The sequence below is a fragment of the Bradyrhizobium sp. WSM1743 genome (assembly GCF_000473065.1).
Taxonomy (GTDB): Bacteria; Pseudomonadota; Alphaproteobacteria; order Rhizobiales; family Xanthobacteraceae; genus Bradyrhizobium.
On the sequence record NZ_AXAZ01000011.1, the window covers coordinates 89767 to 103400 of the forward strand.

Here is a 13634-nt window from a genome sequence, read left to right on the forward strand (position 1 = left end):
CAAACGGCGACAGGTCTCTTCAGGACACATCCGGTCCGAATGCCGCGGCGATCCGGCCACCGACGATGCCGCGGCCGACTTCGCCCACGGGACGCGTGGTGCGGCGGGCAGCCTCGCCCTCGACCACCCGCCAGGCGGTCCGGTCGGCGAGCAGCGCGGTCAGAACTGCGTGGTTGAGCTTGTGGCCGCCACGCACCGAACGATAGGCGCCGAGCAGCGGCAGGCCGGCCAGCGAGAGGTCGCCGATCACATCCAGTACCTTGTGGCGGGCACATTCATCGGCGTAGCGCAGGCCCTCGGTATTGAGCAGCCGCTCGTCGTCGAACACGACGGTGTTGTCGAAGGAGGCGCCGAGGGCATAGCCCGCGCTCCAGAGCCGAGCGACATCGCACATCAGGCCGAAAGTCCGGGCCCGGCCGACTTCGCGGCGGAAACCTTCCGGGTTGAGGTCGAAGGCGTAGCTCTGCTGGCCGATGACGGGATTGGCGAAGTCGATCTCGACCTCGACGCGGAACCCGGTAGCATGGGGCCTGATCTCGCCGAAGGAGTCGCCGATCTTGACCGAGATCGGCTTCAAAACCTGAATGAAACGGCGCTGCGCCGGTTGGGTGACGATGCCGGCCTGGTCGATTGCCGCAATAAAGGCCGCGGCGCTGCCGTCCATGATCGGTACTTCGGGACCATCGATCTCGATTGTGGCGTTGTCGACGCCCATGCCCCGCAGTGCAGCAAGCACGTGCTCGGCGGTGGACACCAGCGGGCCATCATGATCGCCGAGAACAGTGGCGAATTCGGTCGCGATCACCTGCTCGGCGGTCGCCTGCACTTCGCGGTCACTTCCCTCAAGTCCGGTGCGGACAAAAATAAAACCCGCGTCGACAGGCGCAGGCCCAAGCGTGATAGTGACGGGAAGACCGGAATGAACGCCTACGCCTGCCACCGAGGCTTGCGCACGAAGCGTTGTTTGCCGGCTAAATTTCATCAGGAACCCGCCCCACTACGACCCACTGCGACTTATACGAGACCCACCTGGCCGGCCAGTGCCGACGTCCCGCGAATCCGTATCCCCAAGTCACGGCAAACCATAGTCACTGCCCCAAACAGCGCCAACTCACGCTTTTTTACCGATTGTTACCCCAAACCTGCCGTATTCGCGCCAAGGCTTAACCAAATTGCGCCGAGGTTCGAGGCCGCTACCGGCAGTTTTACTGAACCCCCGAATGTGTAATTAATGATTTAAAATCAGTTGCTTGGCGGCGCCATCCGGGTATGCACCGGACAAAAGGAAAGGTCCCGGCAAGCTTGTTGCCGGGACCTTTTTTCGTCTGCCTTGTTGTAACAATCCTCAGGTCGCCTGCCGCCGCAGGAAGGCCGGGATATCAAGATGGTCGTCACCCTGTGGCGCCGGCGCAACAGGCGCGGGGCGGCCATGCATGTCCAGGCCCTGCGGCGCGGGACGGCGGGCATACTCAGATACCGGCTCATTGGATGCGATCTGCTGCGCCACGGTCTTCTGCGGCCGGCGCTCAGGCAGCGGCGGCATCGCGGGACCGGAGGTCCGGGCCGCGACCGGCGGCTCACTTTCCTCGTCCCGACGGCCGAGGCCGACATTGGCGAGGCGTTGCAGCAGCGACAGGCGGGTCTTCTGCGGGGTCTCTTCTTCAACCTCGCCGCGGGCCTGACGAATCTCGGCCTGGGCCGGCATCGGCAGCTCGTCGATGCGCGGCATCCGCGGCGCGCGGGCCGGACGCTCTGCCTGCGGCGGGATGAAGGTTTCGGGCGTCATCGGCTCCTGCATCGCGACCGGGGCCATGTCCGGCTCTGGGAACAGGGTCGGCTTCTGCGCGATCGGACGCACGGTGACGTCGCCATAGGTCTGCGGCGCGGGCGCCTGCGGGGCTTCAGCAACCGCAGCGGCGATGGCGGCGAGCGCAGCACGCTCGACGTTCGGACGGGGCGCGGCAGCAGCCGGAGCCGGCGCGCCGACCGGGGTCTGGGCTTCCAGCTTCTGGGCGCGTTCGGCCAGACGCTGGTTGTCGGCACGGAGCCGCGCGGTGAGGTCGGCGAGACGGGTCTCGGCAGCGGCGGCCGGTGCGGCGGCCTGCTGCACCTGCGGGGCCGGGTTTGCGACGGGAGCGGAGGTCGCCTGGCTGTTGCGGGCGATCGCGGCCTGCTCGATGCCGGTGGCGACCACCGAGACGCGGATCAGGCCGTCGAGCGCCTCGTCGAAGGTCGCGCCGACGATGATGTTGGCGTCCTGGTCGACCTCCTCGCGGATGCGGGTCGCGGCCTCGTCGACCTCGAACAGCGTGAGGTCCTTACCGCCGGTGATGGAGATGAGGAGGCCCTTGGCGCCCTTCATCGAGCTGTCGTCGATCAGCGGGTTGGCGATCGCGGCTTCAGCGGCGGTCAACGCGCGCTTGTCGCCGGAGGCTTCGCCGGTGCCCATCATCGCCTTGCCCATCTCGCGCATGACGGCGCGGACGTCGGCGAAATCGAGGTTGATCAAGCCTTCCTTGACCATCAGGTCGGTGATGCAGGCGACGCCCGAGTAGAGCACCTGGTCGGCCATCGCGAAGGCGTCGGCGAAGGTGGTCTTTTCGTTGGCGACCCGGAACAGGTTCTGGTTCGGGATGATCAGGAGCGTATCCACGACCTTGTGCAGCTCGGCGATGCCGGCTTCAGCGGTGCGCATGCGGCGGCCGCCTTCGAAGTGGAACGGCTTGGTCACGACGCCGACGGTGAGGATGCCCATGTCGCGCGCGGTCTTGGCGATCACGGGCGCTGCACCGGTGCCGGTGCCGCCGCCCATGCCGGCGGTGACGAACACCATGTTGGCACCCGAGAGATGATCGCGCAGCTCGTCGATCACCTCCTCCGCCGCCGCCGCGCCGACGTTCGGCTGCGAACCTGCGCCGAGGCCTTGCGTGACCGCCGTGCCCATCTGCACGATGCGCTGCGCCTTCGACATCGTCAGCGCCTGCGCGTCGGTGTTGGCGACCACGAAGTCGACGCCCTGCAGGCCCGCCGTGATCATGTTGTTGACGGCGTTGCCACCGGCGCCGCCGACGCCGAACACGGTGATCCGGGGCTTCAGTTCGTGAATATCAGGAACATTGATGCTGATGGTCATGGTTGCCTCTCGATCACGCGCGCGTGGGTTCGCCCCGGCCGGCGGCCGCGGGAGTTGGTGAAAATGGGAGATTGCGGAAAGCAGTCATCAGAAGCCCTCGCGTAGCCATCGTCCGACCTTTCCGAAATATCCGCCGGTCCCTGTCTTGACCTGCTGCCGCGTATGCCGCGGTTCGACATGTTCGAGGTGAACATATTGCGGGTAGACGAGAAGTCCGGTCGGCACCGCGAACGCGGCGTTCTTCGCCTCGTTGGGCAGCCGGCCGAAACCGAGCGGACGGCCGACCCGCACGGGCCGGCCGAGAATCTGGGTGCCGAGCTCGACGAGACCGGTCAGCTGCGAGGCGCCGCCCGAAAGCACGACGCGGCCGTTGGGCTCTGAGGCGAAGGGCGAATCCTTCAGCTTGTCCCGAACCATTTCGAAGACTTCCTCGGCACGGTGCTTGACGATGTTCGCGATGGTGGCGCGGGAGACGATCTGCGGCAGATCCTGCTCGTCACCGGCTGTCGGCACAGACATCAGCTCACGCGAGTCCGATCCGCCGGTGATGACGGTCCCGTATAACGTCTTGATTCGCTCGGCATCGGCAATGGTCGCCGAGAGTCCGCGCGCAAGATCCATCGTGATGTGTTGCCCGCCGACCGCAAAACCCGCCGCATGCACGAAGCGGCCGCCTGAATAAACGGCAATCGTGGTGGTGCCGGCGCCCATCTCGACGACAGCGGCGCCGAGATCCGCCTCGTCGTCGGTCAGCACCGACAAGCCGGCGACATAGGGGCTCGCCGCCATGGCTTCGACATTGATGTGGCAGCGTTCCACCGCGAGCATCAGGTTCCGCGCCACGGTGGCGTCACAGGTGACGACGTTCATGTCGACGCCGAACTGGTGCGCGACCATGCCGCGGGGATCGCGAATGCCCTTGACGCCGTCGAGCGTGTAGCCGACCGGCAGCGCGTGCAGCACGGTGCGGCCTTCGCCGGTGGCGTGGCGCATGCCGGTGGAGGTGACGCGGCTGACATCGGCCGGCGTCACGGCGCCGCCGCGGATGTCGGCGGCGGCCTCGACCAGCTGACCGGCCGGCCGGCCGCCGGAGACCGACAGCAGCACCGACTCGACCCGCACCTTGGCCATCTTCTCCGCAAGCCCGACGGCCTGGCGCACCGCCTGCTCGCATTCGCCGAGATCGATCACCGCGCCGGCCTTCATGCCGCGCGACTGGATCTGGCTGTAGCCGATCAATTCCACCGCGTGGGTGCGGCCGCGCAACGCTTCGCTCGGCGGCGACGGCTTCAGCCGCGCGATCATGCAGGCGATCTTGCTGGTGCCGATATCGAGGCAGGCGACGATGCCGCCGCGCTTGTGCGGCATCGGGCGCGTCTTCGGCGTCTGGGTGCGATCGAGACCGGTCATGCGGAATCCCCGGCCTTCTTTTTCTTCTTGTCCTTGAACTGCTCCTCACGCGCCTTGGCGGCATCCTCGGAGAGCTGCACCACCAGCCGATCGGGCAGGCGCATGTCGACGGCGACGATATCGCGGGAGAACAGCCTGTCTTCTTTGTCGAGCTTGGACAGCATCGCGAGCGCGTTGCCGACGTCCTGCTCGGGCAGGCGGATGTCGAGGCCGTCCTTGAGCCTCAGGTTCCAGCGCCGCTCGCCGACATAGATCGCGGCTTTGGTGATCGAATTGACCTGCGGATAGCGCGCCAGGAGCGCCAGGAAATCGCGCGCCTGCGTATCGGCGCCCTTGCCGACCACCAGCGGCAGCATCAGGAAGCGGCGCGAGACATAGGGCTCGAGCACGGCGCCGTCATCGGCGATGACCGAAAGACGGCCGGCCTCCTGCCACAGCGCGAACGCCTTACGCTCGGTGAGCTCGATCATGAGCTGGCCCGGATAGAGCTTCAGCACGGTCGCATCCGCGATCCAGGGATTGGCCTTGAGCTTGTCGCGCACCGCGTCGGCGTCGAGGAACAGCAGCGAAGAACGGCCGCTGACGCCGCCGATCGCGAGGATCTCGTCCTGCGTCAACTGCTTGCGGCCGTTGATCACGACGGAGGTGATGCGGAAGCCGGCTGAATTGGCGAGCGCATTGCGGGCATCGCTGACCGCGGTGATGAAATCCTGGAGATGGCCGCCCTTGACGATGCCGAAGCCGCAGCTTCCGATCAGCAGCAGCACGGTCATGCTGATACCGACCCGGCGCGGCAGATAGCGTTCGACCAGCGCAACCACGCGCGGCGGCGGCTCGCGCTCGACGACGGCCTTGGTCTTGGCTTTGGCTTTGGCCTTGTCCTTGGCGGCAGCGCGCGCCTCAGCGTGCTTGTCCTGCACCCACTCGCGCAAAAGCACGACCGCTCCGATCGCGGCCGCCTTCAGGTCGGCTTGGGGCCTCAGCGATCTCAGAAGCGATCGGGTGAGGCTTCCTGCTCCATCCATTGCACGAGCTCGTCAACAGTTTGCCCGCGACATCGCGCGGATCCTGGCGAACATGACGTCTCGAACCTGCCGGGCCGGGTGCTGGTCTTCAGCAGAAGAAAACCTCTCCCCTTCAAAGCGTTCGCTGGAGGTGACATCACCCGCGACAGCTCACGCGCCGGCAGCCAAAGCGCCATATGCGCCGCCAGCGTTAACCTTCGGACGTCCTGGTAAACAAAAGGTAAAATTCGTTAACGACTTGCGCATTTTGCCCCGCTCTGTGAGGCATTTATGCCGCGATGTCCGGCATTTTACCGGTTTTAGGCGCCAAACCGGGCCGTTTCGGCGCTCCGGCCGTTAACCAGTCCTAATTATTTCCGCACGCCCTGCCCGGCGAGCTCCACCAGGCCGCGCAGGAAGTCGACGAATGCGATGCCCTCGGCCTTAAGCGCCTTGGGGTAGAGCGAGGACTTGGTCAGCCCGGGCAGCGTGTTGGTCTCGAGATAGACGAGGCCCTTGTCCGAGACGATGAAGTCCGACCGGGAATAGCCGGTGCAGGACATCGCGCGATGCGCCAGCATCGCCTGCTCCTTCAGCGCGGCAGTGATCTCGGGTGCGAAGCGGCCGGGGCAGATCTCCTGGGTCGACTTCAGCAGGTATTTTGCGGCGTAGTCGAAATTGCCCTCGCCCGGAATGATCTCGATCGGCGGCAGCGAGATGATCGAGCCATCGGTGCGCTCCAGCACGCCGCAGGTCGCCTCGACGCCGGCGATATAGGGCTCGATCACGTACTCTTCATGCTTCGCCGCATTGCGGACGGCGACCAGGTCCTGCTTGGCGTTCACGAAGATCAGGCCGTAGCTCGACCCATCCCGGGCCGGCTTCGCGATCAACCGGCCGTATTCGGCGAAGGCTTCGTCGATGTCATCAAGCGCAACGTTCGCCGGCGGCGTCACGCCGCCGAGCGTGGCAAACCGCTTGGCCGCGATCTTGTCGAAGGCAAGATGCGAGGACGCCGAGCCCGAGCCGGTGAAGGGCACGCCGCGCGCCTCGCACATCACCTGCAATTCGCCATTCTCCGCACGTCCGCCATGCAGGCCGAGCACCAGCACGCGGTCGTCGGCCTTGGCCTGGTCGAGCGCCTCTTCCAGCGGAATGCCACGCGTACCGGGCTTGAACTCGTCCTCGAACGGACGGGCGTGCTCGAGCAGTTGCTTGGACTGCACGACGTGCACCTTGTCCTCGATGTCCCACCACCACAGGTCAGCCTCGGGCAAGGCCTGATGCAGTGCCTGCGCCGAGGCAACTGAGACGAGACGCTCCCGGTTGGAGCCGCCGAAGAGGATTGTGATGCGCATTCGTGTCCTCATATTTAGTCATTCCGGGGCGCGTGAAGCGCGAACCCGGAATCTCGAGATTCCGGGTTCGATGGTAACGCATCGCCCCGGAATGACTGTTAAATCGGAATCCCGATCCGCTTGATTTCCCAGTGTAGCTCAATTCCGGAATTCGCCTTCACGCGTTCGCGCACGGTCTCGCCCAGCGTCTCGATATCGCGCGCGGTGGCATCGCCCGTGTTGATCAGGAAGTTGCAATGCATCTCCGAGACCTGCGCGCCGCCGACGCGCAGGCCGCGGCAGCCGGCGGCATCCACCAGCTTCCAGGCGGAGTGGCCCGGCGGGTTCTTGAAGGTCGAACCGCCGGTCTTCTCGCGGATCGGCTGCGCGGTCTCGCGATGCGTCTGCACCTCCGCCATACGCGCGCGGATCGCCTCCGCATCGCTGATCTCGCCGCGAAAGCGGGCGGAGGTGAAGATGATGGAGGGATCGACGCCGCTGTTGCGGTAAACGAACTTCATGTCGGCGTTGGAGAAGAGATGCTTCGTGCCGTCGCGCCCCACACCCCTCGCCTCGATCAACACATCCTTGGTCTCACCGCCATTGGCACCCGCATTCATGCGCAGCGCGCCGCCGATCGTGCCGGGAATGCCGAAATAGAATTCGAGCCCGCCGATATTGGCGGACGCCGCCACTTCCGCCACGCGCTTGTCGAGCGTGGCAGCGCCGGCGGTGACGATGTCGCCGCTCGCGGTGGCCTCGCCGAAGGCGCGCGGCGCAAGGCGGATCACCACGCCGGCAATGCCGCCGTCGCGCACGATCAGGTTGGAGCCGACGCCGACGACGTAGACCGGAATGTCGGAGGCAAGATGGGCGAGGAAATAAGCGAGATCGTCCTCATCCGCCGGCGTGAACAGCACCTGCGCGGGCCCGCCGACACGAAACCAGGTGAGCTCGGCGAGCGACTGGTTGGCGAGCAGCCGGCCGCGCAGCTCCGGCATCGCGGCTTTGAGAGAGGGGGTGATGTCGGGGAAGCTCACGACTTCACCCCAGCACCTTCAACTGGTCCGGCAAAGCATACGCCCATTGCGTGATGTTGCCGGCGCCCAGGCAGACGACGAGATCGCCGGACTTCGCCAGTCCCTTGACGATGCCGGCGAGCTCCGTCGCTGCCGGCAGCGGGATCACCTCGCGATGACCATGCGCGCGCAGGCCCGCAACGAAATGATCGCGGTCGATGCCGTCGATCGGCGCTTCGCCGGCGGCATAGACGTCGGCAACAACAACCGCGTCCGCATCGTTGAAGCAGGTGCAGAACTCCTCGAACAGCGATTGCAGGCGGGTGTAGCGATGCGGCTGCACCACGGCGATCACCTTGCCGGTGTAGGAATCGCGCGCCGCCTTCAGCACCGCCGCGATCTCCACGGGGTGATGGCCGTAATCGTCGATCACGGTGACGCCGTTCCATTCGCCGGTCTTGGTGAAGCGGCGCTTGACGCCGCCGAAGCCTGCAAGGGCACTGCGGATCTTGTCGTCGGAAACGCCAAGCGTGTGCGCGACCGCGATCGCGGCCGTCGCGTTCGATGCGTTGTGCCGGCCCGGCATCGGCAGCGCGAGGTCGGCGATCTCGTGCACAGCCCCACTCTTGCGGTCGCGGATCACGACCTTGAATTTCGAGCCGCCGCCGCCCGCAGTGAGATCGACCAGCCGCGCATCGGCCTGCGGATTCTCGCCATAGGTGATGATGCGGCGGTCTTCGATCCTGCCGACGAGGCTCTGCACCACGGGATGATCGATGCACATCACGGCAAAGCCGTAGAACGGCAGGTTCTCGACGAAATGACGGAAGGCGTCCTGCACCGCCTCGAAGGTCTTGAAGTGGTCGAGATGCTCGGGGTCGACATTGGTGACGATCGCGACATCGGTCGGCAGCTTCAGGAACGTGCCGTCGCTCTCATCGGCCTCCACCACCATCCAGTCGCCGGCCCCGAGCCGCGCGTTGGAGCCGTAGGCATTGATGATGCCGCCGTTGATGACGGTGGGATCGAGCCCGCCGGCATCGAGCAGCGTCGCGACCATCGTGGTCGTCGTGGTCTTGCCGTGCGTGCCGGCGATGGCGACGCAGCTCTTCAGCCGCATCAGCTCGGCCAGCATCTCGGCGCGGCGCACCACGGGAATGCGTTTCTCGCGCGCCGCCATCAATTCCGGATTGTCGCGCTTGATCGCGGAGGACACGACCACGACCTCGGCACCGTCGATATTCTCGGCCTTGTGGCCGACCGAGACTTTCGCGCCCTTCTTGCGCAGACGGTCGAGATTGTAATTGTCGGCGGCGTCGGAGCCCTGCACGGCGTAGCCGAGATTGACCAGCACCTCGGCGATGCCGCTCATGCCGATCCCGCCGATCCCGACGAAGTGGATAGGTCCGATCTCGCGCGGCAGTCTCATGGTCTATCCTGTCGTTCCGTCGTCATGCCCGGGCATAAGCGCGAAGCGCGTCTTTGCGCAAGGCGTCCCGGGCATCCACGAATCCTTACCACTTCTTGCAAGACGTCGATGGCCGGGACAAGCCCGGCCATGACGAGTAACAGGTCAAAATCGGCCCTTTCTCGTCATTCCGGGGCGCCCGAAGGGCGAACCCGGAATCTCGAGATTCCGGATCGCGCCGCCGCGCGCCCCGTCCGGAATGACGACTGCTAAAGTCCCGCGACCTTAACCACCAGATCCGCCAGCCGCTGGGCGGCATCGAGCCGCCCTGCCCCCTTCGCGGCGGCGGCCATGGCGGCAAGGCGTGCCGGTTCAGCTGCGAAAGCGGAGATTTCGGCGGCGAGACGATCGGAGGTGAACTCGGTCTGCGGGATGCGGATGGCGCCGTCGACCTTGGCCAGCACGCCGGCGTTGGCGAACTGGTCCTGGTCGATCGAGCCCGGCAGCGGCACCAGGATCGAGGGCCGGCCGATCGCGGCAAGCTCGGCGACGGTGCCGGCGCCGGAGCGCGACACCACCAGATGATTGGAGGCGAGCCGCGCCGGCAAGTCGGTGAAGAACGGCGCGAGCTCAAACTTGATCTTGAGCTTGCCGTACACTGCACGTACTCGCGCCATGTCTTCTTCGCGCACCTGCTGGGTGAGGACGAGGCGGCTCCACAGCGCAGGCTCGAGCCGCTCGATCGCGCCCGGCACGATGTCGGCCATGATGCGCGCGCCCTGGCTGCCGCCGACGACCAGCAGGCGCAGCGGACCGTTCGTTTCCGGCGCGGTGTATTGCACGGCAGCCGCCGCGAGGATCGCCGGACGCATCGGCGTGCCGACAGTCGTGGTTTTGCCTGCCAGCGCCGGATCGCGATCGAGCACGCCGGGCAAGGACGTCGCGATGGCGCGGACGCGGCTCGACAGGAACCGGTTGGCGCGGCCGAGCACGGCGTTGGCGTCGTGGATGATGCTAGGCACGCCGGCGAATTTCGCAGCGACAAGGGGGGGCAGCGTCGGATAGCCGCCGAAGCCGACGACGGCGACCGGCTTCAATCGCTTGATCAGGCCAAAGGCGGAGAGCGTGCCGGCGGCGAGCGTGAGGCCGGCATAGGCGAGCTGGAATGGATTGCGCCCGCGCGCGGTCTCGCTTCTGACGACGTCGATCATGTCCTTGCTGAACAGCCCGCTATAGCGCAGCGCGCGCTCGTCGGTGACGAGGCGGACGCGAAAGCCGCGCCGGATCAATTCGACGCCGAGCGCCTCGGCCGGGAACAGATGGCCGCCGGTGCCGCCCGCGGCGAGAAGAATCAAGGGGGACGTGTCCATGGTGAGGGAGTTTTACAGTGTCTCCTCCGTCATTGCGAGCGCAGCGAAGCAATCCAGACTGTGCCCGCGGAGGGATTCTGGGTTGCTTCGCTGCGCTCGCAATGACGAAGAACTACGCGTAACTGCGCATCGCCTCGGCGTGGCCGCTCGCTTCGACCTCGGTGCGCGGACGCAGCCGCGTCAGCGCCAGCATCATGCCGACGCCATAGGCGAGCGAGACGATCGAGGAGCCGCCATAGGAGATGAACGGCAGCGTCATGCCCTTGGCGGGGATGAGCTGCAGGTTCACCGACATGTTGATCGCGGCCTGCACGCCGAACAGGATCGCTAGGCCGGACGCCGCAAAGCGCGAGAACATGTCCTCGTTGGCATAGGCGCGCGACAGCGTGCGGATGACGACGAAGGCGAACAGCGCCAGCATGGCCAGGCACAGGATGATGCCGAACTCCTCGGCGGCGACCGCGAACACGAAGTCGGTGTGGCTGTCCGGCAGGCTGCGTTTTGCAATGCCTTCGCCGGGACCGAGCCCGAACCAGCCGCCGTTATAGAAGGCTTCCATGGCGGTATCGACCTGGAAGGTGTCGCCTGAAGCCGGATTCATGAAGCGCTTGATACGGCCGGCGACATGCGGAACGAACAAATAGGCGCTGAACAGGCCCGCAGCAGCGGCGCCCGCAAGACCGAACACCCAGATCATGCGCATCCCTGCGATGAAGAACAGCGAGCCCCACACCATCAGGATCAGCATGGTCTGGCCGAAATCCGGCTCCATCACCAGCAGCGAGACCAGCATCAACAGCAGCACCAGCGCCATCGAGGTTGCCGGCATCTCCGGCCGCTTGGTCGATTCCGCGAACAGCCAGGCCGCGATGACAACGAAGGACGGCTTTGCGATTTCGGAGGCCTGGATGTTGACGCCGAGCAGCGTGATCCAGCGCCGCGAGCCCTTCACCTCGGGGCCGATCGCGAGCGTGAGCACGATCAGAACGATGCTGACGGTGAAGATGATCAACGCCGAGCGGCGAATCGAGCGCGGCGACAGGAAGGACACCCCGAGCAGCACCAGGCAGGACGGGAGGAGGAACATCACGTGGCGGCTGAAGAAATGGAAGGGATCAAGCCCGATGCGGGTCGCAACCGGCGGGCTCGCCGCCAGCGACAGGATCACGCCGGTCAGCATCAGCGCCAAAATGGCGCCCATCAGCGGCTTGTCGACGGTCCACCACCACTCGGAAAAGGGGGTGCGTTCTTCACGGGAGAGCATGGGCGGGCCGCTTTCGGACGGAGGTCCGTCCATTGGTCGCCGAGGTTGGTTACCGGGGGGTTAATGAAGTGCGGATGTTTCGAGATGATCTCGGCTGCCGCCGCAAAACACACCGTCATGCCCCGGCTTGATCGGGGCATCCAATACGCCGCGGCCCGTCGGCTCAAGCACGGTCGCTGGAATACTGGATCGCCTGATCAAGTCGGGCGATGACAGCGGGGATGGTGGAGACGGGATGCCTCACACCACCGGCTTCACACACGGCAGCGCCTGCACCAGCTCGCGGAACCTGGTGCCGCGGATCTCGAAATTGCGGTACTGGTCGAAGGAGGCGCAGGCCGGCGACAGCAGCACGACGGCATCTGCGAGGCCTGAGGCCGCCGCATCGCGCGCGGCGTGCTCGACGGCGACGTCGAGCGTCTGGCTGATCTCGTGCGCCACCTGCGTGCCCAGCGTTCCCGAAAACTCCTGTGCGGCCTCGCCGATCAGATAGGCCTTGCGGATGCGCGGGAAGAAGCCGGTCAGGCTGGTAATGCCGCCCGCCTTCGGCTTGCCGCCGGCGATCCAGAAGATATCGGCGAAGGATGACAGCGCATGCGCGGTGGCATCCGCGTTGGTGCCCTTGGAGTCGTTGACGAACAGCACGTTGCCGCGGCGGCCGACCTGCTCCATGCGGTGCGCAAGGCCGGGAAAGCTGCGCAGGCCGTTCTGCAGCACGTCCAAGCCGATGCCCATCGCGAGCGCGGCTGCCGCCGCGCAGGCCGCGTTCTGGGCATTGTGCAGGCCGCGCAACGAGCCGATGCCGCCGAGGGCTGCGACCTCGCTCTTCGCGCCGCCCGAGGCGCGCACGATATTGCCATGCTCGACATAGATGCCGGTCGCCAGCGGATTCTTGACGGAGATCCGCACCACGTTCCTGCCGGCGCGATCGAGCCGGTCGGCGATATCGCGGCAAAGACCGTCGTCGACGCCGACGATCGCAGTGCCGCCTTCTTGCACGGCCCCGACGAGGCGCTCCTTCACCGCGGCGTAGTGCCCGAGCGTGCCGTGGCGGTCGATGTGGTCCTCGCTGACATTGAGCAGGATGCCGACGGAGGGATCGAGCGAGGGCGTGAGATCGATCTGGTAGGACGACATCTCGATGACGTGGACGCGGCCCATGCGCGGCGGCTCCAGCGACAGGATCGCGGTGCCGATATTGCCGCCCATCTGGGTGTCGTAGCCGGCGACCTTGGTCAGATGCGCGATCAGTGCCGTCGTGGTCGATTTGCCGTTGGTGCCGGTGATGGCGACGAACGGCGCATCCGGCGCGTGCCGCCGCCGCTCGCGGCAGAACAGCTCGATGTCGCCAATCACCTCGACGCCCGCTTCGCGCGCCTTCAGCACGCTCCAATGCGGCACCGGATGGGTCAGCGGTACGCCGGGCGCGAGCACGAGGGCTGCGAAATTCGCCCAGGACACGTTGCGCAAATCCGCAGTGACGAAACCGGCCTGCGCGGCCTTGGCGACGTTCTCGGCATTGTCGTCGGCCGCGACCACCTCGGCGCCGCCGGCTTTCAGCGCGTGGCAGGAGGCGAGCCCCGACCCGCCGAGGCCGAACACCGCGACCGTCTTGCCGGCGAAGGACGTGACCGGGATCATAATGACTTCATCTCCGTCGTTCCGGGGCTCGCAGAGCGAGAACCCGGA

10 protein-coding genes are annotated in these 13634 nt (G+C 66.1%); all 10 read right to left on the reverse strand.

Annotation, left to right across the window (positions count from 1 at the left end; all coding sequences use genetic code 11):
- Nucleotides 1-19: 19 nt before the first annotated feature.
- Nucleotides 20-982, reverse strand: coding sequence for a UDP-3-O-acyl-N-acetylglucosamine deacetylase (lpxC, locus tag YU9_RS0109345; protein WP_027572569.1), 963 nt, complete (start codon nucleotides 980-982; stop codon nucleotides 20-22).
- A gap of 363 nt (nucleotides 983-1345) precedes the next feature.
- Entirely contained in the window at nucleotides 1346-3133 is a 1788-nt protein-coding gene (gene ftsZ, locus YU9_RS0109350) for a cell division protein FtsZ (protein WP_027572570.1), read from the reverse strand.
- Between the two features lie 87 nt (nucleotides 3134-3220).
- A complete protein-coding gene (ftsA, locus tag YU9_RS0109355; RefSeq protein WP_027572571.1) occupies nucleotides 3221-4543 on the reverse strand; it encodes a cell division protein FtsA in 1323 nt (440 codons plus the stop codon).
- Nucleotides 4540-5568, reverse strand: a complete 1029-nt coding sequence (locus tag YU9_RS0109360; RefSeq protein WP_027572572.1) for a cell division protein FtsQ/DivIB — start codon at nucleotides 5566-5568, stop codon at nucleotides 4540-4542. The genes ftsA and YU9_RS0109360 overlap by 4 nt, the downstream gene beginning before the upstream one ends.
- A gap of 350 nt (nucleotides 5569-5918) precedes the next feature.
- Nucleotides 5919-6905: a D-alanine--D-alanine ligase gene (locus YU9_RS0109365; protein WP_027572573.1), complete on the reverse strand. Its 987-nt coding sequence runs from the start codon at nucleotides 6903-6905 to the stop codon at nucleotides 5919-5921.
- 98 nt (nucleotides 6906-7003) lie between these two features.
- On the reverse strand, nucleotides 7004-7924 hold the full coding sequence (gene murB / locus YU9_RS0109370; RefSeq protein ID WP_027572574.1) for a UDP-N-acetylmuramate dehydrogenase: 921 nt from the start codon (nucleotides 7922-7924) through the stop codon (nucleotides 7004-7006).
- 4 nt (nucleotides 7925-7928) lie between these two features.
- A complete protein-coding gene (gene murC, locus YU9_RS0109375) occupies nucleotides 7929-9332 on the reverse strand; it encodes a UDP-N-acetylmuramate--L-alanine ligase (protein ID WP_027572575.1) in 1404 nt (467 codons plus the stop codon).
- 248 nt (nucleotides 9333-9580) lie between these two features.
- Nucleotides 9581-10681: an undecaprenyldiphospho-muramoylpentapeptide beta-N-acetylglucosaminyltransferase gene (gene murG / locus YU9_RS0109380; RefSeq protein WP_027572576.1), complete on the reverse strand. Its 1101-nt coding sequence runs from the start codon at nucleotides 10679-10681 to the stop codon at nucleotides 9581-9583.
- 112 nt (nucleotides 10682-10793) lie between these two features.
- On the reverse strand, nucleotides 10794-11945 hold the full coding sequence (gene ftsW, locus YU9_RS0109385) for a putative lipid II flippase FtsW (RefSeq protein ID WP_027572577.1): 1152 nt from the start codon (nucleotides 11943-11945) through the stop codon (nucleotides 10794-10796).
- 240 nt (nucleotides 11946-12185) lie between these two features.
- Nucleotides 12186-13586: a UDP-N-acetylmuramoyl-L-alanine--D-glutamate ligase gene (gene murD / locus YU9_RS0109390; RefSeq protein WP_027572578.1), complete on the reverse strand. Its 1401-nt coding sequence runs from the start codon at nucleotides 13584-13586 to the stop codon at nucleotides 12186-12188.
- Nucleotides 13587-13634: the final 48 nt, after the last annotated feature.

Excerpts from the sequence above, each read along its gene's own strand:
- lpxC (WP_027572569.1), bottom strand. The coding sequence starts at position 982 with ATGAAATTTAGCCGGCAAACAACGCTTCGTGCGCAAGCCTCGGTGGCA.
- ftsZ (WP_027572570.1), bottom strand. The coding sequence starts at position 3,133 with ATGACCATCAGCATCAATGTTCCTGATATTCACGAACTGAAGCCCCGG.
- ftsA (WP_027572571.1), bottom strand. The coding sequence starts at position 4,543 with ATGACCGGTCTCGATCGCACCCAGACGCCGAAGACGCGCCCGATGCCG.
- YU9_RS0109360 (WP_027572572.1), bottom strand. The coding sequence starts at position 5,568 with ATGGATGGAGCAGGAAGCCTCACCCGATCGCTTCTGAGATCGCTGAGG.
- YU9_RS0109365 (WP_027572573.1), bottom strand. The coding sequence starts at position 6,905 with ATGCGCATCACAATCCTCTTCGGCGGCTCCAACCGGGAGCGTCTCGTC.
- murC (WP_027572575.1), bottom strand. The coding sequence starts at position 9,332 with ATGAGACTGCCGCGCGAGATCGGACCTATCCACTTCGTCGGGATCGGC.
- murG (WP_027572576.1), bottom strand. The coding sequence starts at position 10,681 with ATGGACACGTCCCCCTTGATTCTTCTCGCCGCGGGCGGCACCGGCGGC.
- ftsW (WP_027572577.1), bottom strand. The coding sequence starts at position 11,945 with ATGCTCTCCCGTGAAGAACGCACCCCCTTTTCCGAGTGGTGGTGGACC.
- murD (WP_027572578.1), bottom strand. The coding sequence starts at position 13,586 with ATGATCCCGGTCACGTCCTTCGCCGGCAAGACGGTCGCGGTGTTCGGC.